This window comes from Acinetobacter sp. ANC 7912, from assembly GCF_039862785.1.
Lineage (GTDB): Bacteria > Pseudomonadota > Gammaproteobacteria > Pseudomonadales > Moraxellaceae > Acinetobacter > Acinetobacter thermotolerans.
Genome location: NZ_CP156795.1, coordinates 1,032,378 through 1,053,640, shown reverse-complemented (window position 1 = coordinate 1,053,640; position 21,263 = coordinate 1,032,378). Strand labels below are relative to the sequence as shown.

General features: G+C 44.4%; 17 protein-coding genes and 5 tRNA genes. 15 read left to right on the top strand and 7 right to left on the bottom strand.

The window, feature by feature from the left end; all coding sequences use genetic code 11:
- Positions 1-66: 66 nt before the first annotated feature.
- From ABEF84_RS05215 to ABEF84_RS05190, 6 genes are all read right to left on the bottom strand, one after another.
- Positions 67-420 carry a hypothetical protein gene (locus ABEF84_RS05215; protein WP_034584516.1) on the bottom strand — a complete coding sequence of 118 codons (354 nt, stop codon included), beginning with the start codon at positions 418-420 and terminating at the stop codon, positions 67-69.
- A 255-nt stretch (positions 421-675) separates the two neighbouring features.
- Positions 676-2,370 carry a D-lactate dehydrogenase gene (gene dld, locus ABEF84_RS05210; RefSeq protein ID WP_034584519.1) on the bottom strand — a complete coding sequence of 565 codons (1,695 nt, stop codon included), beginning with the start codon at positions 2,368-2,370 and terminating at the stop codon, positions 676-678.
- A 152-nt stretch (positions 2,371-2,522) separates the two neighbouring features.
- Positions 2,523-3,677: an FMN-dependent L-lactate dehydrogenase LldD gene (gene lldD / locus ABEF84_RS05205; RefSeq protein WP_034584520.1), complete on the bottom strand. Its 1,155-nt coding sequence runs from the start codon at positions 3,675-3,677 to the stop codon at positions 2,523-2,525.
- Between the two features lie 3 nt (positions 3,678-3,680).
- Positions 3,681-4,424: a transcriptional regulator LldR gene (gene lldR / locus ABEF84_RS05200; protein ID WP_034584522.1), complete on the bottom strand. Its 744-nt coding sequence runs from the start codon at positions 4,422-4,424 to the stop codon at positions 3,681-3,683.
- A 20-nt stretch (positions 4,425-4,444) separates the two neighbouring features.
- Positions 4,445-6,109: an L-lactate permease gene (lldP, locus tag ABEF84_RS05195; protein WP_034584524.1), complete on the bottom strand. Its 1,665-nt coding sequence runs from the start codon at positions 6,107-6,109 to the stop codon at positions 4,445-4,447.
- 455 nt (positions 6,110-6,564) lie between these two features.
- A complete protein-coding gene (locus ABEF84_RS05190) occupies positions 6,565-7,485 on the bottom strand; it encodes a DMT family transporter (protein WP_347453780.1) in 921 nt (306 codons plus the stop codon).
- Between the two features lie 127 nt (positions 7,486-7,612).
- Here ABEF84_RS05190 and ABEF84_RS05185 point away from each other — a divergent pair, with 127 nt between their 5' ends.
- Both ABEF84_RS05185 and argG read left to right on the top strand, forming a co-directional pair.
- On the top strand, positions 7,613-8,467 hold the full coding sequence (locus ABEF84_RS05185; RefSeq protein WP_347453779.1) for a LysR family transcriptional regulator: 855 nt from the start codon (positions 7,613-7,615) through the stop codon (positions 8,465-8,467).
- Positions 8,468-8,760: 293 nt separating this feature from the next.
- Positions 8,761-10,104: an argininosuccinate synthase gene (gene argG, locus ABEF84_RS05180; protein ID WP_347453778.1), complete on the top strand. Its 1,344-nt coding sequence runs from the start codon at positions 8,761-8,763 to the stop codon at positions 10,102-10,104.
- A gap of 63 nt (positions 10,105-10,167) precedes the next feature.
- Here the strand turns inward: argG and ABEF84_RS05175 are convergent, their stop codons facing one another.
- Complete coding sequence (locus tag ABEF84_RS05175) at positions 10,168-11,442, bottom strand: diguanylate cyclase (protein WP_347453777.1); 1,275 nt, start codon at positions 11,440-11,442, stop codon at positions 10,168-10,170.
- Positions 11,443-11,596: 154 nt separating this feature from the next.
- Here ABEF84_RS05175 and pyrC point away from each other — a divergent pair, with 154 nt between their 5' ends.
- The 13 genes from pyrC to ABEF84_RS05110 all read left to right on the top strand — a co-directional run bounded on the left by pyrC (position 11,597) and on the right by ABEF84_RS05110 (position 21,231).
- Positions 11,597-12,631: a dihydroorotase gene (gene pyrC / locus ABEF84_RS05170; protein ID WP_347453776.1), complete on the top strand. Its 1,035-nt coding sequence runs from the start codon at positions 11,597-11,599 to the stop codon at positions 12,629-12,631.
- Entirely contained in the window at positions 12,616-13,275 is a 660-nt protein-coding gene (gene rnt, locus ABEF84_RS05165) for a ribonuclease T (protein ID WP_034585049.1), read from the top strand. The genes pyrC and rnt overlap by 16 nt, the downstream gene beginning before the upstream one ends.
- Before the next feature lie 20 nt (positions 13,276-13,295).
- Positions 13,296-13,371 (top strand) — tRNA-Glu (locus tag ABEF84_RS05160).
- 116 nt (positions 13,372-13,487) lie between these two features.
- Positions 13,488-13,643 carry a hypothetical protein gene (locus ABEF84_RS05155; protein WP_347453775.1) on the top strand — a complete coding sequence of 52 codons (156 nt, stop codon included), beginning with the start codon at positions 13,488-13,490 and terminating at the stop codon, positions 13,641-13,643.
- Positions 13,644-13,778: 135 nt separating this feature from the next.
- Entirely contained in the window at positions 13,779-15,209 is a 1,431-nt protein-coding gene (locus ABEF84_RS05150; RefSeq protein WP_034582272.1) for an amino acid permease, read from the top strand.
- 203 nt (positions 15,210-15,412) lie between these two features.
- A tRNA-Glu gene (locus ABEF84_RS05145) sits at positions 15,413-15,488 on the top strand.
- Positions 15,489-15,603: 115 nt separating this feature from the next.
- Positions 15,604-17,016, top strand: a complete 1,413-nt coding sequence (locus tag ABEF84_RS05140) for an amino acid permease (protein ID WP_347453773.1) — start codon at positions 15,604-15,606, stop codon at positions 17,014-17,016.
- An 84-nt stretch (positions 17,017-17,100) separates the two neighbouring features.
- A complete protein-coding gene (locus ABEF84_RS05135) occupies positions 17,101-17,994 on the top strand; it encodes an alpha/beta hydrolase (protein ID WP_347454142.1) in 894 nt (297 codons plus the stop codon).
- 252 nt (positions 17,995-18,246) lie between these two features.
- On the top strand, positions 18,247-19,158 hold the full coding sequence (locus ABEF84_RS05130) for a hypothetical protein (RefSeq protein WP_034582267.1): 912 nt from the start codon (positions 18,247-18,249) through the stop codon (positions 19,156-19,158).
- Positions 19,159-19,289: 131 nt separating this feature from the next.
- A tRNA-Glu gene (locus ABEF84_RS05125) sits at positions 19,290-19,365 on the top strand.
- Between the two features lie 24 nt (positions 19,366-19,389).
- Positions 19,390-19,465: transfer RNA gene (locus tag ABEF84_RS05120), tRNA-Glu, on the top strand.
- A 41-nt stretch (positions 19,466-19,506) separates the two neighbouring features.
- Positions 19,507-19,582: transfer RNA gene (locus ABEF84_RS05115), tRNA-Glu, on the top strand.
- Between the two features lie 239 nt (positions 19,583-19,821).
- Positions 19,822-21,231, top strand: coding sequence for an iron-containing redox enzyme family protein (locus tag ABEF84_RS05110; RefSeq protein WP_347460727.1), 1,410 nt, complete (start codon positions 19,822-19,824; stop codon positions 21,229-21,231).
- Positions 21,232-21,263: the final 32 nt, after the last annotated feature.

The following is a 21,263-nucleotide window of genomic DNA, read 5'->3' as shown; positions in this document are numbered from 1 at the left end:
TAATGTAGCGCGTTTTTAATTTTTGTTTATGGCATATTCAAAAAATTATTGCTCTGCAAAGTCAATTCAGCTTTCCCACTGTTTGTTGGAGCTTTTCCATAAGGCAATCAGGCCTAATACCGTACCAATCGGGAAGCTCAGCAACATCAGAACTGACATGACACGTGATAAAGTACGCCCTTCGCCCTGACCTTTTTTCACTTTTAATGCTGCCTGAATATTGAAATAGATTAGCACCAGCAATAACAGGATCACGATTCCCAGGCTCAAGTTCGAAGCAGTGCGTTGCTGATATTCCAGATACAAAAAGGCAATGCCACTAAACACCAATAGACCGGCATAAATGCCATGTAAAACAGACAAAGTCTGGTTCGGTTCACGCAATTGTGGCAGTTGTGGCGGGATCACTTTTGAATTCATTAGACTCTCCTAAAAAATTGTTATTGTTGGTTTTATTACGTCAGGATCGGGTAAAGATAACTGACCACTTATTAAAACCCAAGACTGGGTATAAATCAGTAATTTTTCGATCAATTTATGCAAAAACATAACCAGAGATTTTTCCATAAAATCATTATTTAAAGCCTTCTTTTCTATAGGCAAAAAAAATGCAGTGCGAGCACTGCATGAGATAGGCCAGATGACGTTGTTATTGTTGTTATTCGGGAATTTTATTTATTTCCAGTATTTCAGCTTGGAGGTATGTCCAATACCCACGTTAAAGCTGTTGGTTGGATCCAGTTTCTGGTAATGGTTTTTTAGTGCCGGTTTGGCAATGTAGAGATGCCCCACATTATGTTCAGCCGGATATTCCGCACCGCGATCATCCAGCAGCTTCCACATCGCATGTTCCATTTCCAGCGGATCAACACCTTTTTTCACGATGTAATCCTGATGGAATACGTGACACAGGAAATGACCATAATAGAGTTTGTGCAGGATCTTCTCTTCCATTTCCTGTGGCAGAGTTTCTACCCACTGACGGTCATTACGACGCAGCGCAATATCCAGTGCCACGATATCTTCAACTTCGCTTAAATGCGTGTCGCGATAACGGATCGCGGCGCCCGCTACGGCGAAACGGTGCAAGAAGGCTTTACGCCCTTCTTCTTCAGTACACAGGAAATAATTTCCAGTTGAATGAGCCTTAAAGTAGCTTTCAAAGAAGGCTTGAACCTGTTCCACATCCTGATTTTCGATACGTAGAATCAAGTGATGCTCATACAGATCACGGTATTCATTCATGCGTTTCGGCAAATGCGATGGCAGCATTTTGCTGACCATTTGCAGAATCTTGTCGCTTAGGCCACGCATGCCGATTTTTTGCAACACGCCATCGACCTTGTCTTTCATGGCAAATGCAGCAGGCACTTTAGCCGTACCGAATTTTTCAATGAACATGAAAGTGTCTTTGCCGTATTCCGCACCGATGTCATATGCCACACGGTGGATATATTCCCCGGCAATCGGCAAACGTGGCAGGTCTTTTAACAGGAAACGGCGGATTTCAGTCAGGTCATCCTGAGAATTAGTACCGACATAGAACACCTGGCTTGGAATCTTTTCAAAAGTATCCAGACGAACTGCAAACACGCAGACCTTACCGGCAGAACCCGAAGCTTCAAACAGACGGCTTGGGTCGGCATTAAAACGTGCCGGGGTATCGGCATCCACCTGACGCACATCATGGCTATAACGATGATCGGATGCACAGCGATGTTCCTGTTGCTGGATGTCCTGATCACCATAGCGTTTCTGTTCCAGATTTTTCAGAATTTCTTCCGGGCTATTCCCGAGGTTAATACCCAAATGGTTAATCAGTTCCAGCTGACCTTGTTCATTCACGCGGGCATACAGTGCCAGTTCAGTATAGGCTGGGCCACGACGCACCAAGGCACCGCCGGAATTATTACACACGCCACCCAGTACTGAAGCACCGATACAGGATGAACCAATTACCGAATGCGGTTCACGGTTAAACGGTGCCAGCTGTTTTTCCAGGGCATCGAGTGTAGCACCCGGTAGACATACGACCTGCTTGCCATCCTGAATCACTTGAATGCCAGCCAGACGACGGGTACTCATCACGATCACCGGACGATCATATTCACCAAATGGTGTAGAGCCACCGGTTAAACCGGTATTGGCCGCCTGCATGATCACGATACAGTCAGCTTCAACGGCAACTTGCAGGACTTTCCATTGTTCCAGCAATGAACCCGGTGCTACCACCGCAAACACTTCACCTGAACCATAACGTCGCCCCTGTCGATACAGACGAGTATCGTTATCATCGGTCAGCACATGTTGCTGGCCGACTACAGCCACCAGTTTCTTTAAGGTCGCAGTAGTGTCAAATGAGTTTTGCATAGTTCAGCCCCGGTTCATTTTCATGGCTGTCTGTTTAGCAAATCAGCCATAAGCATGTTTTGGATTTTTATCTCGTTTGTGAAACAGCAGAAATTCCGCTGTTTCGAATGGGTTAAAGATGACCACTTCCAAGCGGTCATCCCCGATTTACTTTATTGTGAAAGTTCACGATCCAGTTTAACCAGACAGTCTTCTGTGATATCAGCAATTGACTTGGCACCGGTCAGGGTCATGGCTACACGCATTTCCTTATCGATTAGATCAAGCAGGTTGCTGACACCGGCACCGCCTGCAGCACCGAGTGCATACACGAAAGCACGACCTAACATACAGGTATCCGCACCCATTGCCAGCATACGCACCACATCCAGACCGTTACGGATACCTGAATCCACCAGAATTTTTAGGTCACCTTTTACGGCATCCGCGATTGGTGGGAGTGCACGCGTTGTTGATAACACGCCATCCAGCTGACGACCACCATGATTGGATACCACGATACCATCGGCACCGAAACGTACCGCATCTTTGGCATCTTCAGGATCCAGAATGCCTTTGATCACCATTGGGCCATCCCAGAAATCACGGATCCATTCTAGGTCTTTCCATGAAATCGATGGGTCAAAGTTGGCACCTAACCAGCCGATATAATCTTCCAGCCCTGTTGGTTTACCGAGGTATTTAGAAATGTTACCCAAATCATGCGGACGGCCCAGCAAGCCCACATTCCAGGCCCAGTGTGGGTGCAAGCAAGACTGTAAATAACGGCGCATAGCGGCATTTGGACCACTCATACCAGAGTGGGCATCACGGTAACGTGCGCCCGGTACTGGCATATCTACGGTGAAGACCAGGGTTGAACAGCCAGCAGCTTTAGCACGTTCCAAGGCATTACGCATAAATCCACGGTCACGCAACACATACAGCTGGAACCACATCGGACGGGAAATCGCCGGTGTCACTTCTTCAATTGGACACACTGATACGGTTGATAAAGTAAATGGAATTCCTTTTTTATCGGCTGCAACCGCTGCCTGCACCTCACCACGGCGTGCATACATGCCGGTCAAACCCACAGGCGATAAAGCCACCGGCATCGACAGGGTTTCATCAAACAGTTTGGTTTCTAGGCTGAGCTGTGACATGTCATTCAGGACACGCTGACGCAGCGCCACTTTTGATAGATCTTCTACATTGCGCTTCAGCGTATATTCCGCATACGCACCACCATCGATGTAATGGAATAAAAATGGTGGCAAACGACGTCTTGCTGCTTCGCGGTAATCATTCGCAGAAGAAATAATCATAATCTAGGTCCTATTTAATCGACTGGCACGCTGACGACGAGCTTCTTCTTCATCAATCATACGTACCCGTTGAACTACAAATTCGATGTGTCCACAAACTGCTTTGCGCGCAGCTTCCGGATCTTGGCGTTCGATGGCATCCATCACTTGAAAGTGCTGGTCATACAAAAGCTCAAAATGACGTGGTGTGGTATAGACTTTGCGTCGTCCCAGCATCACGTTGTATTGCAATAAATCGAAAATGCCGCGCATCATTTGGATTAGCACCAAATTATGCGAAGCTTCCGCAATCGCCAAATGGAAGTTGGCATCAGCAATTGCAGATTGAGCATCATCACCCTGCATTTGGAAATAATGAATCTGCTCGAAACAGTGACGAATTTTTGCAATATCTTCAGGCGTAGCACGCTGTGCGGCATACCAGGCCGTCCCCCCTTCAAGTACCATACGTGCTTCTTGCACATCGGTACGATATTCAGGGTCTTGGTTCATTAAGCTGGTAAGCGGTTCAACAATTAGATTTTGTGACCAGTTAACCGGCAGTTTCTGTAAAAACGTCCCTGCCCCCACTTTACTGACCAGCAAACCTTGACTGGCTAATTGTTGAATCGCCTCTCTTAATGATGAACGAGAAACACCCAGTTTCTCGCACAATTTACGTTCAGCAGGCAAACGGTCTCCAACCTGCATGTTGTTTTCTTCGATAAGCAAACGCAGACTTTGAACAACTTTGTTGGAGACTTTCATTTACGATCCTCAATTGCCTGTTATGGAATCATCCATGGGAACACATAAGCTTGTAAGGTAATAATGATACCGATCATCACAGTAAAGGTGATACTGTGTTTTACGGTGAAGCGGAATAAATCCGATTCCTTACCAACCAAGCCTACGGCAGCACATGCAATCGCAATCGATTGTGGTGAAATCATTTTACCTGTTACACCACCACTGGTGTTCGCAGCTACTAACAATACTTCTGGCACGCCGATCTGCTGTGCAGTGGTTGCTTGAAGTGCAGAGAACAATGCGTTTGCTGACGTATCAGAACCTGTTAAGAACACGCCGATCCAGCCCAGGAATGGTGAGAAGAAGGTAAATGCATCACCGGTATGTGCCAACGCTAATGCCAGTGTTGCAGACATACCTGAGTAGTTGGCGATGAAGGCAAAAGACAGCACCATACCAATCGAATAAATTGGTGTTTTCAGCTCACGGAAGGTTTCCGCAAAAGTGGATACTGCTTCACGTGGTTTCATTTTCAGGTAAATCACGGTGATCACAGCTGCGATCATGATTGCTGTACCAGTTGCAGATAACCAGTCGAACTTGTAGATCGCTTCATAGTCTTTCACTTCAGCAACCACAGGTGGCATTTTCTGGATCATTTCATGCAGGAATGGCACCTTGATCGAAATCACCAGGTCATTCAGTGGACCGCCTTTGGCAAACAGGTCTTTGAACGGTTTGATACTCCACAGGGTTACCATCGCTGTTAATACTGCAAATGGAGACCATGCTTTGGCAATTTGACCGATGGTGTATTTTTTGTTGGCTTCAGCTGCAATGCTGGCATCTACTTTTACATCCTGGTCTTCAAAACGGAAGATACGTTTTGGTTTCCAGAATTTCAGGAACAGGGTCAAGCTGATAAGAGATGCAATCGCTGCAGTGATGTCTGGCAGTTCAGGACCAACATAGTTCGAAGTCAGGAATTGCGCCAGTGAGAATGAAGCACTTGCCACGATGATTGCAGGCCAAGTTTCTTTAATCCCGCGCCAGCCATCCATGATTGCCATAATCCAGAACAGTACGATTGGTACCATGATTGGCAACTGACGGCCCACCATCTTACTGATGTCCAGCGTTTCAAGACCTGAAACCTGACCCGCTACGATGATTGGAATCCCCATTGCACCAAAAGCTACCGGTGCAGTGTTCACGATCAGACATAGACCAGCTGCATACAGTGGTTTAAAACCTAAGCCCACTAACAGTGCCGCAGTAATGGCCACTGGTGCACCGAAACCTGCTGCACCTTCCAGGAAGGTACCGAAGGCAAAGCCGACTAAAAGCATTTGCAGACGCTGGTCTTCAGTAATGGACAGAATCGAAGAACGGATAATATCGAACTGACCGGTTTTTACCGAAACTTTATACAGGAATAATGCCCCGAGAATAATCCAGGCAATCGGCCACAGACCATACAGGAAACCATATGCCAACGAGGCAAATGCCATCGGTGCTGGCATTCCATAAGCAAATAATGAAACCAGAAGCGCCAGGACAACAGTAATGGTTCCTGCGACACTCCCCTTCATTCGAAATACGGTTAAAGCTAAAAAGAAAAATACAATTGGGATCAACGCGACAATACTTGAGATCCAAATATTGCTCATGGGATCATAAATTTGCTGCCAGGTTTGAAGCATTGTCGTCTCCTTGAAATGCTTGGCATATGCACATCATCACACAAACGATCTTTAATAAATTGGTACGACCAATATTGATTAAATTTCAGTAAGTAGCCGTAAATTGGTCGAACAATAGTAATTTTTGAGCTTTTTAAGATCAATATTAATTTTAAAAGATATAATTAGTCATACCAATTTTGCATGCAAATTAAACAACTCTAGAATTTTTAAGTTTTATTAAATTATTGTTTTATATTGATTTTATAGTTTTGAGTTTTTTCAGTTTTTGTTGGCTTAAACTTTAGTCTAAACCAGAAAATTTTGAGTGGTTCTACGGATTTCAATCTTTCCTTCGCTACAAAAATAACTGTAAACAAGTGGGAAATTTATTCAGAGCAAACAGCGACATCTGAATAAATTTCCTGCGATAAAAATAGATTAAAGTGGCTAGAAAAAAGTAGAACAACTATGTCCTACTTGCTTTCTGGTGCATGCGATAAAGAATTTTGCATCAACTTGGCTTTGGGTTGATAAGCACTGCACAAAATTCCAAGACAGATAAAAACAGCGCCCAGAATAACATTACTCCCCAGCGGTTCATTCCAGAGCCAATAGCCAAAAAACAGGCCAAGAACAGGAATACTCATAATGGAAATAGAGGCCACAAAGGCATCCACCTGACTCACAATCCAGCTCCACAACACAAACCCAAAACTGGTGCCGATGACCGCGATATAGGTCAGTAATGAAAAATTAAATAAATTGCTCCACACTTCCCATTGCACCGGTTCAAAACATAGCGCAGTGAAGAAAATAATGAAGCCACCTATTCCCATCTGCCAAATGGTGAGTTTAATTTTGTCGTATTGGGCAAAATATTTTTTGATATAGACGGTAGACGTTGCCCAGAAAAATGCAGTCACGATTAACAGGGCTTCACCGAATAAAGTGGCATTGAAATGAATATCCAGAATTTGTCGCCATAAGATAGCAACCAGACCACTAGTACCCAGAATCAAGCCTAAAATTTTCGGTCTATTCAGGCGCTCATTTAAGAAGAAATGCGCCAGCACCCCAATGATGATAGGCATGGTAAAGACCAGCACCGCAGACAGGCCGGAATCGACGAACTGCATGGCAAAGGTTTGTGTAGCATAAAAGCCGATACATACCAGCAAGCTTAAAATAATGATGCGTTTCCATTCCGATTTTTCCGGTAGCACTGACTTGCCTAGACACCACTGGAACAGCATTAAGGCTGCGGCACCCAGCAAAAGCCTGACGGAAATAAATAAGAACGGTGGAAAAATTCCCAAACTATATTTCACCAGTCCCCATAGAGAGCTCCAGATCAGGCAAAGCAAGCAAATAACGCTGAACACCTTAATATTCATTTTCTGATCTCATGACTTGAACTGGAAACGATTTTAAGCAATCATCAATATCATGAATAATGTTATGTTTTAATACATCCATCTTTTTTATTGATACCAGTCTGAGAATTTTATAAAGTGAGCTGCGATGAATATTGATATTGGCGATATAAAGTCTTTTGTGACCGTGGCAGAACTGAAAAGTATTTCAGCAGCGGCTAGCAAGCTCAATTATTTGCAGTCTAATATGACCGCAAAAATTAAAAAGATTGAAAATCACTATAAAAGACCGTTATTCATCCGCAAGCCTAAAGGCGTTGAATTAACCGAAGCCGGTTTGCATCTGTATGAACAATACAAAAAACTGATATTTACCTGGGAAGAAACCGAAAACAAGATTCATCAACAGCAGCAGTATTTACGCTTCGGGACCAATACCAGTTTGGGCGGCATGCGCTTCTACCCTTCATTGAAAAAGCTTTATGAAGCATATCCAGATCTTTCCATTACCTTAAAAACCGGCACCACCGTTTCCATTGAAGATGAATTGTTACAAGGCCATATCGATCTGGCTTATATCCTGGGCCGGGTTAAAAACAAAAAACTGCACTACCAGCTGCTGGCAAATGATGAATTAATACTGATTGGCAAGGACGTGATCAATCATCAGAAATTTGAAGATTGTTTACGTGGACAGAATATTATCGTTGCTTCAGACCAGTGCTGTTATTGGACTACCTTAAATCAGATGTATAGCGATTTTCATATCCAGAAAGCTGAAACCATTATGATTCACGATCTGGAAGCGCTGATTAATTTTACCCAGATCGGTATGGGCATTTCGATGATCGCCAAATCCATCGCCGAGCAATATCAAATTGAATACTTCAGGGAAATTCCTGCGCAATATAAAGAAATTGGTTTATACCTGGTGACCCGCAACGATCATGCGTTTAGCCCGCTTGAAAATCAGTTTATTGGACTGAATGATGCATTGAACTAAAAGTGTTTTAATCAGCACATGATCACCAGATTATCGTGAAATGACTGAGCCCAGATATGAAGTGTAAGAATCTCATGCAGTAGATGATGCAAATTAGCTAAAGGCGTATTTTTCATTGTAAATATTTAATCCAGCCTAAAAAGCTGACAAAAGCTCACCATTAAAGTTCATTTTTTTAAATTTTTCGCTTTTTTCAGAAAAAATGTTTGGGTAAAAGTGATAGAATACCGCATTTACAGATTCTCCTTGGCCACCAATTTCGTGGTGCCTATTTGAAATAGTTAGGACTAGCAATGACTGATAATGCAACTATCTTGCAGAGTGTACCAGTAGGCAAAAAAGTCGGTATCGCCTTTTCTGGTGGTCTAGATACTTCAGCTGCTTTATTGTGGATGAAACAAAAAGGTGCTGAGCCTTATGCTTACACTGCGAACCTGGGCCAGCCAGACGAAGACGATTACGATGCCATCCCTAAAAAAGCAGAAGCTTATGGCGCAGTAAAAGCACGTCTGATCGACTGCCGTCTACAACTTGCATTAGAAGGTATTGCTGCAATTCAATGTGGCGCGTTCCACATCTCTACTGGTGGCGTTCCTTACTTCAATACAACTCCACTTGGCCGTGCAGTAACAGGTACCATGCTTGTGACTGCAATGAAAGAAGATGACGTAAACATCTGGGGTGACGGTTCAACTTATAAAGGGAATGACATCGAGCGTTTCTACCGCTACGGTCTGTTGACTAACCCTAACCTGAAAATCTACAAACCATGGTTAGACCAGACGTTTATTGATGAGCTGGGCGGCCGTGCTGAAATGTCTCAGTTCCTGATCGACAACGGCTTTGACTACAAAATGTCAAAAGAGAAAGCTTACTCAACTGACTCAAACATGTTGGGTGCGACTCACGAAGCCAAAGATCTTGAACACCTGGATTCAGGTATCAAAATCGTTGAGCCAATCATGGGCGTTGCCTTCTGGAAAGAAGACGTTGAAATCAAACCTGAAGAAGTATCAATTACTTTTGAAGAAGGTTTCCCTGTTGCGATCAATGGCAAACACATTGAAGATCCAGTTGAATTCATCCTTGAAGCAAATCGTATCGGTGGCCGTCATGGTCTAGGTATGTCAGATCAGATCGAAAACCGTATCATCGAAGCGAAATCTCGCGGTATCTATGAAGCACCGGGGATGGCACTGCTGCACATCGCTTATGAGCGTCTGGTGACTGGTATCCACAACGAAGACACCATCGAACAATACCGCATCAACGGTCTGCGTTTGGGTCGTCTGTTGTACCAAGGCCGCTGGTTCGATTCTCAAGCACTGATGCTGCGTGAAACTGCACAGCGTTGGGTTGCGAAAGCGATCACTGGTACTGTCACTTTAGAACTGCGTCGTGGTAATGACTACACTATCATGAACACTGAATCTCCTAACCTGACTTACGAACCAGAACGTCTGACTATGGAGAAAGGTGATTCTATGTTCTCTCCAGCAGACCGTATCGGTCAGCTGACTATGCGTAACCTGGACATCACAGATACTCGCGCAAAACTTGGTATTTATACAAATTCAGGTTTATTAGCTGTAGGTACAGGTTCAGCAGTTCCACAACTGAAAGACAAAAACAAGTAATTTTGCTGAATGGCTTAAGCAATAAAAAACCGCTCGAAAGAGCGGTTTTTTTTATGACTGGCATTAAAGGTTATAGAGTTTATCAAATTCATCTGCGGTGAGATTCTGGTAATAAATCTGGTTCCGCCCCAGGATCTTGGCTTTATACAGCGCCTGATCAGCAATACCGAGTAATGCTTCTTTACTGATGTCCTGTTCGCCTCTATACACCGTCAATCCCAGACTGATGGTGACATATTGGGATACGGTTGATTTTTCATGGGGAATCATCAAGCGTTCAATGGCTTTAAAGATATTGGTGGCCACTGCATAGGCACCATTGGCATCGGTTTCGGGTAACAGCACCACGAACTCTTCCCCACCATAACGCGCGACAAAATCCATATGCCGGATAGCATTTTTAATCGTCACCGCGATGCTGGAAATAACGTCATCACCCTTTTGATGTCCATAAAAATCATTATAGTTTTTAAAGAAATCCACATCGATAAATAGCACGGCTAAAGAGCTGTTATCGCGTTTTGCCTGCGAAAAATACACATTTAGCATTTCATCGAAAGTACGGCGATTGGAAATCTTGGTCAGTTCATCCTGCTGGCTGAGATGCAGCAGTTCAGTATTATGAATCCGGTGAATCTGCTCACTAATCTTAGCCCGGGCAGAATACAGAAAAATCATGCGCTCACGAGCAAAAATCATATGGCTAATCACAAAACCCAAAATAGAACTGCCCACCAGAATCCGCATAAACACCACTGGACCAAAATCAATCTCTATCCAGATCAGGCTAGCCACACTGGCGATCGCGGCCAATACTCCAGTCACCAACATCTGTAAAGGTTTAACTCCGGTCAGGATATAGCCCAGTACATAGATGATGCTGACGATTGCCATGGCTTGCAGTTTCATCGCTGGAGTTAGAATCGACATGGTCAGGCAGGACGTGGTCACCAGTACCCAGAACATCAGCACCAGTGAAGCAGAATGAAAATAAGGTCTGAGCTTGGGCAAAGTAGCGAAAAAATAGAAGATCAGTAACGTTAATCCGCCATTAATAATCCCCAGCAGACACAAGGTAAAATCATGGACAAAATACTGATCTTCTAAAATCCAGTAATCTGTAGGAATGATGGTCAGCATCAAGACAAAATAAGATAAGACCCCGGCCCAGACATAGCGTTCCGCATGCTTTCGGGCACGTTCCATATTTTTAGACCAAAATTCATCCTCTAACGGCTGTGGAAAGACTCGCCGTATTTTCTGACTTTGCCCCGCGATCAGTGCTTCAATCTTTTCTTTCTGATCCTGCAACTTGGCTAAATTATATTTGTATTCCATTGCTTAGCGCATGCATGTAATTTTTTTAATGATTTTAAAATAGCATACTTTTTCAAATTAATTCATCTTTATCATGTATTTTGTCTATATTTCACATTACCATTTTTAGCCCAGATGCATTATCATTCAAATTATTTCTCTGATTGAATTCGCCTTGAATACGATTACGATTCTCCAGCCAGACGACTGGCACGCTCACCTACGTGATGGTTTAGCGCTTAAGCGCACAGTTCCTGACTTAGCCCAACAATTTTCCCGCGCAATCTGTATGCCAAACCTGGTTCCACCAGTTAAAACTGTGGAAGAGGCACTTAGCTATCGCGAACGCATCATGGCACATGTGCCTGAAGGCGTGAACTTTGATCCGCGCATGGTACTGTATTTCACTGACAATACCTCTCCGGGTGAAGTGCGCAAGATCAAAGAGTCTGAGCATGTCAGCGCAATCAAGCTCTACCCTGCTGGTGCAACCACCAACTCGGACAGCGGTGTCAGCGACATCCGTAAAGTGTATGCGGTGATTGAGCAGCTTGAAGAACATCAAGTGCCGTTATTGCTGCATGGCGAAGTAACCCATAATCACGTCGATATTTTCGACCGTGAAAAACGTTTCCTGGATGAAGTACTTTCGCCATTATTAAAACAGTTCCCGAAACTGAAACTGGTACTGGAACATATCACCACCAGTGAAGCAGCGAATTTTGTCTTAGAACAAGATCGCAATGTGGCTGCGACCATTACCCCACAGCACTTGCTGTTTAACCGTAATGACCTGCTCGTAGGCGGTGTAAAACCCCATTTCTATTGCCTGCCAATTTTAAAACGTCAAACACACCAGCAAACATTACTGGAAGTGGCGACCAGCGGTAATCCGAAATTCTTCCTCGGTACCGACAGTGCACCGCACTCAAAAAATGCTAAAGAAAATGCATGTGGCTGCGCAGGGTGTTATAGTGCGCCTACTGCAATTGAACTCTATGCTCAGGCATTTGATCAGGTCGGCAAGATTGACCGTCTGGAAGGTTTTGCCAGCCATTTTGGTGCTGATTTCTACGGCCTGCCGCGCAATACCAATACCATTACTTTGGTAAAAGAAGATCAAGTGATTCCTGAGAGTCTGGACTATTTGGATGGTGAACAGATTATTCCGCTGTATGCGGGTAAAACCATTCAATGGAGAAAAGTGTGACAAATGAAACTCTCCCAGTCATTGGTCAACGTTTCCGTGGATTCCTGCCTGTTGTTGTCGATGTAGAGACAGCAGGCTTTAATGCACAAACCGACGCCTTACTGGAAATCGCTGCCATTCCTATTGTTTTCAATGAGAAAGGCGAATTTGTGCCGGGTCAAGCCCACCATGCACATATCAACCCATTTGAAGGGGCAAATCTCGACAAGCGTTCGCTCGATTTTATCGGTGTAGATCCGTTTAACCCGATGCGTATCGCGATGGCCGAAGATGAGAAAACTGCGTTAAAACGTATTTTTAAATCGATCAATGAAGTACGGCGCCAGCAAAACTGCACCCATGCAATTTTGGTGGGCCACAATGCGCATTTCGATTTAGGTTTTGTCCAGGCGGCTATTGCCCGTACCGGTACCAAGAACCAGAACCCGTTCCACAGTTTTTCTGTATTCGATACAGTGACTTTGAGTGCGGTGATGTTTGGTCAAACAGTACTGGCAAAATCCTGTATTCAGGCTGGTATCGAATTTGACGGCAAAGAAGCTCACTCTGCTTTATATGACACGCAGAAGACGGCTGAACTGTTTTGCTATATTTTAAACAAACTCACCCCCCACTTGCTTGACACTTTGGTGGCGGATCAATAAGATACCGCCATCTTCTAAACGTCCCTATCGTCTAGAGGCCTAGGACATCGCCCTTTCACGGCGGTAACCGGGGTTCGAATCCCCGTAGGGACGCCATCTTATTTTTCCTTCTTCTATATTATTTTTCATCCAGAATCTCTATATCTACTGTTATGCCCTTTCTGATTTGCTTAGGCTATAATCAAGGCAAGTTGAGAATTTGATATTTTTCCATGTTAAAAAAAATACTGATTGTTTTACTGATTCTGGCGCCTTCTGCCCTGTACCTTTATATTGTCAGCCGTGATGGCAATAAAACGCCTGAACCAGCAGTAACTGCACCGGCAGATCAAAAGCAGACCGAGCAATATCAGACCCCAGATCACTAATCTTAGTGATCTTTATTATATTTAATTTTTAGATTATATTTTACCATTCGTTTGAAATTTCCTATTAATTATCAATCTTCCTGCATTTCAAACATAAAATAACAACCTTTATTTCTCTCCTAATTTTTTGTAGTTATGCAATCTCCCTCTCCACCTTCACAGCAGCGTGCTGTTGAGGGTCATACTCCATCGTTAAAACGTGCCATGGGCACACGCCACCTAATCATGCTCTCCCTCGGTGGCGCGATTGGTACCGGCCTGTTTATGGGTTCCGGTGAAGTCATTTCCCAGGCCGGCCCACTAGGTGCCGTTCTGGCTTATATCATTGGTGGCCTGATCGCCTATATGGTGATGCTTTGCCTCGGTGAACTAGCTGTACATTTACCGGTATCCGGTTCATTCGGTGCCTTTGCCTCGAAATTTATTGGCCCGGGTACCGGTTATATGGTGTCCTGGATGTACTGGCTGGGCTGGTCAGCCACTCTAGGTACAGAATTTACCGCTGCTGCGATTTTGATGCAGGAATGGTTCCCGCAAACTTCGATCTGGTTATGGACTCTGATCTTTGCTGCAGGTGTACTGATTTCCAACCTGAGTTCGACCCGTACTTTTGCTGAATCAGAATTCTGGCTGTCCCTGGTGAAAGTGGCGACTGTGCTGATTTTCATCATTCTGGGCTTTGGCTGTATCTTCGGCATGATTCCCTTCCAGGGTTATGAATCTGCGCCACTTTTCAGCAATCTGACTGAACATGGCTGGCTGCCAAATGGCTTGATTCCACTATTCACTACTCTGCTCATCGTGAACTTTGCCTTTAACGGTACCGAGATGATCGGGATCGCCGCTGGTGAAACTGAAAATCCTGAAAAGAATGTACCGAAGGCCATTCATGCTGCAGTATGGCGTTTGATGATTTTCTTTGTCGGCACCATCATCGTGATCAGCTCGCTACTAACTTATACCGATGCTGGCTTACAGGTCGGTGGTCATGGTGGCCTAAGTAGCAGTCCATTCGTATCTGTATTTACCCAGATGGGTATTCCTTATGCAGAAGACTTTATCCGTTTCGTGATTATCACTGCACTGCTGTCTACTGCAAACTCAGGTCTCTATGCAGCTTCACGCATGATGTGGGCACTATCTTCTCAGAACCAGTTACCGCGTATTTTCTCCAAGGTAAATAAATCTGGCGTACCGCATATCGCAGTTTGGGTGACCATGATTGGTGGCCTTCCAGGCCTGCTGTCTGAACAGTTTGGTGCCGATGTGATCTTTAAAAACCTGATGGGTGTGGCAGCATTTACCATGGTGATTGTCTGGATGAGCATCTGTTGGAGTCAGTTCAACTTCCGTCGTCAATGGTTAAAACAAAGTCATAGTGTTTCAGAACTGAAGTTCCGCACCCCTTGGTTCCCACTGGTACCAATTTTGGGCTTTGTGACCTGTACAGCAACCGGCTTGAGTATGGCAGCTGACCCGGAAATGCTGTCTGGTTTTATTGGCTGCCTGCTATTTATGGCAGCGTGTTATGCCAGCTATTACTGGTTGTATCACAATAAATCTTAAGTTTTAGATTACTTTCTAAAAGTGAATCCAATACTGGTTGGGTTCACTTTTTTTATTTCTGTTTCAAGTATTTGCTACAAAAAAAATCATCCAATAAAATCCAGCTGCTGTTTTGCCGAATGTTTAAGCTGTTAATACATTTTTAGCAAAAAGCCTTTTGACAAAGCGCTGTCGAGTCCTTAATATAGCCATCACCTCATAACGTCCCTATCGTCTAGAGGCCTAGGACATCGCCCTTTCACGGCGGTAACCGGGGTTCGAATCCCCGTAGGGACGCCATATCTAGATCATCTCCGATCAGCACTAATTGAAATTTACTATTATTCCATTGCAGATTTGTAGTTTTTCACTACAATAGCTCGCTTCATTCCTTTTGAAGTTTTTCATATTTCCTATGCACTCATCTCCGAATGATGCTTCGCATCAGGGCAATTCTGCGCCTTTAAAACGCGCTATGAGTACCCGACATCTGGTCATGATTTCGCTGGGTGGCGCAATCGGGACTGGTCTTTTTTTAGGTTCGGGTGAAGTCATTGCACAAACGGGGCCTATAGGTGCCATTCTTGCTTATCTCCTTGGTGGGATCATCGCTTACATGGTTATGCTGTGTCTGGGTGAACTTGCCGTACATATGCCTGAATCCGGTTCATTTGGCGCTTATGCCAAACGTTATATTGGACCGGGCACAGGCTATACCATTACCTGGTTATACTGGCTGACCTGGTCGGTAACCTTGGGAACCGAATTTACCGCTGCAGCACTGTTGATGCAGGAATGGTTTCCAGACAGTTCCATGTGGATGTGGACACTGATCTTTGGTGCTTTTGTCTTTATCCTGAATCTGACCTCAACCCGCTGGTTTGCCGAATCTGAATTCTGGCTGGCACTGGTTAAAGTCGTCACCGTGGTCGCCTTCATCCTGTTTGGCCTGCTCGCCATTTTTGGCGTCATCGGCTATCAGGGTCATGAATCTGCTCCGCTGTTTAGCAACCTGACTGCTCAAGGCTGGTTCCCGGAAGGCTTATTCCCGATTTTCACTACGATGTTAATCGTGAACTTCGCCTTCTCTGGTACCGAACTGATTGGCGTAGCTGCTGGTGAAACCAAAGATCCAGCCAAAAACGTACCAAAAGCAATCAATACCTCGATCTTTCGTCTACTGATTTTCTTTGTCGGCACCATTCTGGTTGTGACTGCATTACTCCCGCATCAGGAAGCTGGCCTTCGTGCTGAGGGTGTGAGTAGCAGTCCGTTCGTAACGGTATTCCAGCACATTGGTATTCCATATGCGGAAGACCTGATCCGCTTTGTGATCATCACCGCACTACTGTCTGCTGCTAACTCAGGCCTGTTCGCGGCTTCACGGATGATGTGGTCACTTTCTTATAGTAAGCAACTTCCTGCAGTGTTCTCACGGATAAACAAACGCGGTATTCCGTATATCGCGGTGATCGTGACTATGATTGGTGGTATGCCAGGTTTGCTGTCTGAACAGTTTGCGCCAGAAACCATTTTCACCAACCTACTTGGTATTGCTGCTTTTACCATGGTGGTGGTGTGGATGAGCATCTGCGTCAGTATGTTTAACTTCCGCCGTGAATGGCACAAACAAGGCAAAACTGCCAAAGACCTGCAATTCGCTGCACCGCTCTTTCCAATCGTGCCGATTTTGGGCTTTGTGTTCTGTTTAATCACCTGTATCAGTATGGTGTTTGACCCGAGCATGCGCATCAGCTTCTTTGGCTGTCTGCTGTTTATTGCACTGTGCTATATCAGCTATTACAAGTTCTATCACCCAAAAGCTTAAACATTAAAATCACGAAAAGAGCGGCTTCGGCTGCTCTTTTTTATCTATACTGAAAATGTTTCAGGCAGCCAGCGTGGTGTGTCGATGAAAATTATTTATATTCATGGCATGAACAAGCAGAAGTTCAGCTCTGCTTCCCTACGTCAACGCTGGCTCAGTCTGCTAAAACACGGTCTGGAACAGTCGCATCAACAAGCACAGTTCTCTTATCTTAAACGGCATATCCGTATCCCTTTTTATGGCGACTTATTGTCACGACATCATTTGCATAATGTATTGAATGCCAGTACCTTAATGCCACAAGACTGGCCGCGTTTTCCCTTCCATCATCCACTTAAATCTCAGCCGCCACCGCCGCATTGCCCGCACTATTCACCTGAAACTTGTGAGATTCCCGAGTTAAAGGCTGAAGATGCCATGACCTTTAACCAGAAACTGAAATTCATTACTATCTTAAGCCGGAATACTGCCTTACGGGATTTTGTGATTTTGTTAAATCATTTTCCTTATCTCCACGATACGCTGATCAAAAAATTCCTGATCGAGACCTATTCCTATCTGGCAAATTCCACTTTTATGCAGCAAGTTCATCAGCGAATTGGTCAGCAACTGCATGGTGATAAACCCTGTATCCTGATGGCACATTCTTTAGGCAGTGTGATTGCCTATCATTATCTGCTTTTGCACCCTGAACTGAATATTCAACGCTTTATTAGCATGGGATCACCAATGGCTTTCCGGGTAATTCAGGAACACTTACCTCAACCTATTCACCGACCTAAAGCCATTACCGGTGACTGGATCAATTTCTATTGCAGCGATGACTTTCTCACTGCTTTTCCTTTATCAGAACCACCCTTCCAGTTTCAACCGGCAATTATCAATCGGGAGATTCGTACTTCCATCTATCATCCACATGATATTGATGGCTATATCCAACATCCAGAAGTCATCAAAGCCCTGCTGGAATTACTCTAAAAATCACCTCAATCTCTAGAGTTCATTTTACGATTTCCTTCGCCCGCCCTATTATTCCATTTAGTCAAATCGTTGACCTAGAACTGCTCATTTTCTGCTTTTAAATATCTTAATTTTATAAATATACACATGTCTGTTAATTATTGTTTTATCGAAGGAATTTACACATTAACACCACAAAAAGCGCTGCTTTTGCTACGCTAAATATCTCTATACTGTGAATATAAAGCTATCGAACTCAGTGGGGTATCGATGAAAGTTATTTTTATTCATGGAATGAATCAGCAACATCATACCGCTGCCTCCATCCGGCAGCGCTGGCTACATATACTTCAAAAAGGGATTCGCAAACATCAACAAGATGCCAGATTCAGTTATTTAAAACGTCACATTCGCATTCCATTTTATGGCGATCTGCTTTCACGCTATAACGTCCGCAATATCCTGAATGCCGGTACCTTGATGCCACAGCAATGGCCGAGTTTTTCTTTTCGTCAGCCGGTTCAGCCCCCACCTCCTGCGCCAGTACCACGCCCCGGCTGGCGCAAACCTGTCATTCCTGATATTCCCGAGCTTAAATTGAATGACTCGATGAATTTCAACCAGAAGCTCAAATTCATTACCACTTTGAGCAAGAATGTGGCACTTCGGGATTTTGTGCTACTGCTCAATTATTTTCCACGCCTGCACCGCAGCCTGCTTCAGAAATTCCTGATTGAAACTTATCTGTATCTAGATAATCCGGATTTTATACGCGAAGTGCATGAACGGATTGCCCGGCAGCTCAATGGTCGTAAACCCTGCATTGTGATTGCACACTCACTTGGCAGCGTGATTGCCTACAATCATCTGATTCAGCATCCTGAACTGAATGTGCAGCGTTTCATTACCTTGGGCGCGCCAATGGCCTTCCGGGTAATCCAGGAACATCTGCCACAGCCCATCGTGCGGCCTGAGGCAATTAAAGGCGACTGGATCAATTTCTATTCAACCGATGATTTTTTGACGGCTTTTCCACTGTCTGAACCGCCATTTCAGTTTGAACCGGAAATTATCAACTATGGCATCCGGACTCATATCCACCGTCCGCACGATATTACCGGTTATTTACTGCATCCACAGGTGGTGGAAGCGATTCTGGAATTGCTGAAAAATCCTGCTTAAGCCATGTATTTTTCAAGTATTTTCCTGATATTGTTTTAAAATTATGCACTCAACGCAAAAATGCAAAAAAAGTGTAGAAATGCGTTTGACACCCCCCTATTTTCACCCTATTATACGCCCACCTCTGAAACGTCCCTATCGTCTAGAGGCCTAGGACATCGCCCTTTCACGGCGGTAACCGGGGTTCGAATCCCCGTAGGGACGCCAATTTCAGAAGTCATATTTTATTAAGTCCCTATCGTCTAGAGGCCTAGGACATCGCCCTTTCACGGCGGTAACCGGGGTTCGAATCCCCGTAGGGACGCCATTACTTCTAAAAGTTCTGGTTTAAAATATTTCTTCTACACTGTCCCTATCGTCTAGAGGCCTAGGACATCGCCCTTTCACGGCGGTAACCGGGGTTCGAATCCCCGTAGGGACGCCATATTCGAGATGGATGTTTAAATTCTCTCATAAAAAAGCTCAGGCATAGCGACCTGGGCTTTTTTATTGCCTTCTTTTTATTTAACTTTTATTTTAATTTCAAAATAAAACTGCCGTAATTCTTTACGCAGCTTTGCAAAGGCTGTGTATTTCCTGTCATAAAAGTGAACAAAAACTAAACACCTGATCTTTCACATAAGGCTAAGGTAAGTGAGGAGCAAAAATGCAAGGATAATAATTATGTTCACCAGTACGGAGTTTTGTTTAGCTGTATCCCCGATTCAAAATATTGCTCACCAACCAACAAACTTTAAAGATTGGGTAAATTTTTTCCAGGATGAGCAGATTTCCAAAACAACAAAAACACATTCGGCAGAACAATATCTCAGTCATTTAATCAAACATCTGGATCTCAGCTCCTTAAGCTGGCTGGATCATCCCGAACATGCCGGTTCTCATTTCATGGAAGATCATCATAAGACTTGCAGCATATTTCAGGACTATCTGGCTCGTCGTCAACAAGGCGGTCAGCGTGAATTTTTCCCCACTGTCTCACATGCATTCGAATTTCTCTATCGCGTTGCTCCAACTAAAATGGTCGATGGTTCCTGGCTCTACTCCACTCTGGATCATGCCGATCAGGCGGCAGTCAAAGACCTGATTCATATCTACCTGGAAGAACTTGGTTTAGGTCATCCGCAGGCCAATCATGTCACTATGTATCAGGACTTGCTGAATACTTATGAGCTGAGCACGTATGCTGAACAGCTGGATGATCGCTACTATGAACAGGCTGCTGTGCAACTGGTACTGGCCTATGCTCCACCGGAATATTTACCTTTGGTGATTGGCTTTAATCTGGGTTATGAACAGCTGCCGCTACATTTGCTCATTACCAATTACGAACTGGCCGAACTCGGTATCAATCCGCATTATTTTAATGTGCATATCACGATTGATAATGCACACAATGGTCATGCACAAAAATCCTTGCAAGCTTTTGTCGATCTGTACCGTTCTGCGGAAGATCCACAGCGTTATCTTGAAATGGTCAAACAGGGTTATCTACTCAATGATATCGGCAAAAGTTCGACTCAGATTGTGCGGGAACTGGATCTGGATCAACAGGTACTTAAACTGTTCCGACAAAAAGCCCTGATTGGTCAGTATATCCATAACCAGAAATGCCAGTTTAGTGGTAAGACCATTAATGAATGGCTGTCTCAGCCGGAGCAGATTCACGAATTTCTGCACGTACTCATGAAAAAAAGCTGGATTCAACGCGGACAGCCAGCCGAACAAAGTCACTTCTGGAAACTGATTGATGATCCCGATGGCAAAATGTTTGGCGTCTTTAATGCTACCGAGAAACAGATGATCCGTGACTGGATTCAGGGTCCTGAATTAGCACGCCGGTTGTCTTCACATCAGCTGCATATGCCATCACCTGTAGTTGACCGGCAACAGCAACGCAAGCTGGAAGAACTACGCTTGCATTTAAGACAATGTGAAAACCATGAAGAAAAGCTGGAACTGCTGATACCTAATATCGCACCACATTGTCATTACATTCAGCCAGGATTATGGGCAACGCAACAGGTATCTAAAATTCTGTTTCCCTTCCAGACGCAGGCGTTACAGTTCAGCTAAATATTGGAGCATTTAAAAAGGCACTCAAAGTG

Bases quoted from the DNA above. Each gene is read 5' to 3' on its own strand.
- ABEF84_RS05215 (WP_034584516.1), bottom strand. From the start codon at position 420: ATGAATTCAAAAGTGATCCCGCCACAACTGCCACAATTGCGTGAACCG.
- dld (WP_034584519.1), bottom strand. From the start codon at position 2,370: ATGCAAAACTCATTTGACACTACTGCGACCTTAAAGAAACTGGTGGCT.
- lldD (WP_034584520.1), bottom strand. From the start codon at position 3,677: ATGATTATTTCTTCTGCGAATGATTACCGCGAAGCAGCAAGACGTCGT.
- lldR (WP_034584522.1), bottom strand. From the start codon at position 4,424: ATGAAAGTCTCCAACAAAGTTGTTCAAAGTCTGCGTTTGCTTATCGAA.
- lldP (WP_034584524.1), bottom strand. From the start codon at position 6,109: ATGCTTCAAACCTGGCAGCAAATTTATGATCCCATGAGCAATATTTGG.
- ABEF84_RS05190 (WP_347453780.1), bottom strand. From the start codon at position 7,485: ATGAATATTAAGGTGTTCAGCGTTATTTGCTTGCTTTGCCTGATCTGG.
- ABEF84_RS05185 (WP_347453779.1), top strand. From the start codon at position 7,613: ATGAATATTGATATTGGCGATATAAAGTCTTTTGTGACCGTGGCAGAA.
- argG (WP_347453778.1), top strand. From the start codon at position 8,761: ATGACTGATAATGCAACTATCTTGCAGAGTGTACCAGTAGGCAAAAAA.
- ABEF84_RS05175 (WP_347453777.1), bottom strand. From the start codon at position 11,442: ATGGAATACAAATATAATTTAGCCAAGTTGCAGGATCAGAAAGAAAAG.
- rnt (WP_034585049.1), top strand. From the start codon at position 12,616: ATGGAGAAAAGTGTGACAAATGAAACTCTCCCAGTCATTGGTCAACGT.
- ABEF84_RS05155 (WP_347453775.1), top strand. From the start codon at position 13,488: ATGTTAAAAAAAATACTGATTGTTTTACTGATTCTGGCGCCTTCTGCC.
- ABEF84_RS05150 (WP_034582272.1), top strand. From the start codon at position 13,779: ATGCAATCTCCCTCTCCACCTTCACAGCAGCGTGCTGTTGAGGGTCAT.
- ABEF84_RS05140 (WP_347453773.1), top strand. From the start codon at position 15,604: ATGCACTCATCTCCGAATGATGCTTCGCATCAGGGCAATTCTGCGCCT.
- ABEF84_RS05135 (WP_347454142.1), top strand. From the start codon at position 17,101: ATGAAAATTATTTATATTCATGGCATGAACAAGCAGAAGTTCAGCTCT.
- ABEF84_RS05130 (WP_034582267.1), top strand. From the start codon at position 18,247: ATGAAAGTTATTTTTATTCATGGAATGAATCAGCAACATCATACCGCT.
- ABEF84_RS05110 (WP_347460727.1), top strand. From the start codon at position 19,822: ATGTTCACCAGTACGGAGTTTTGTTTAGCTGTATCCCCGATTCAAAAT.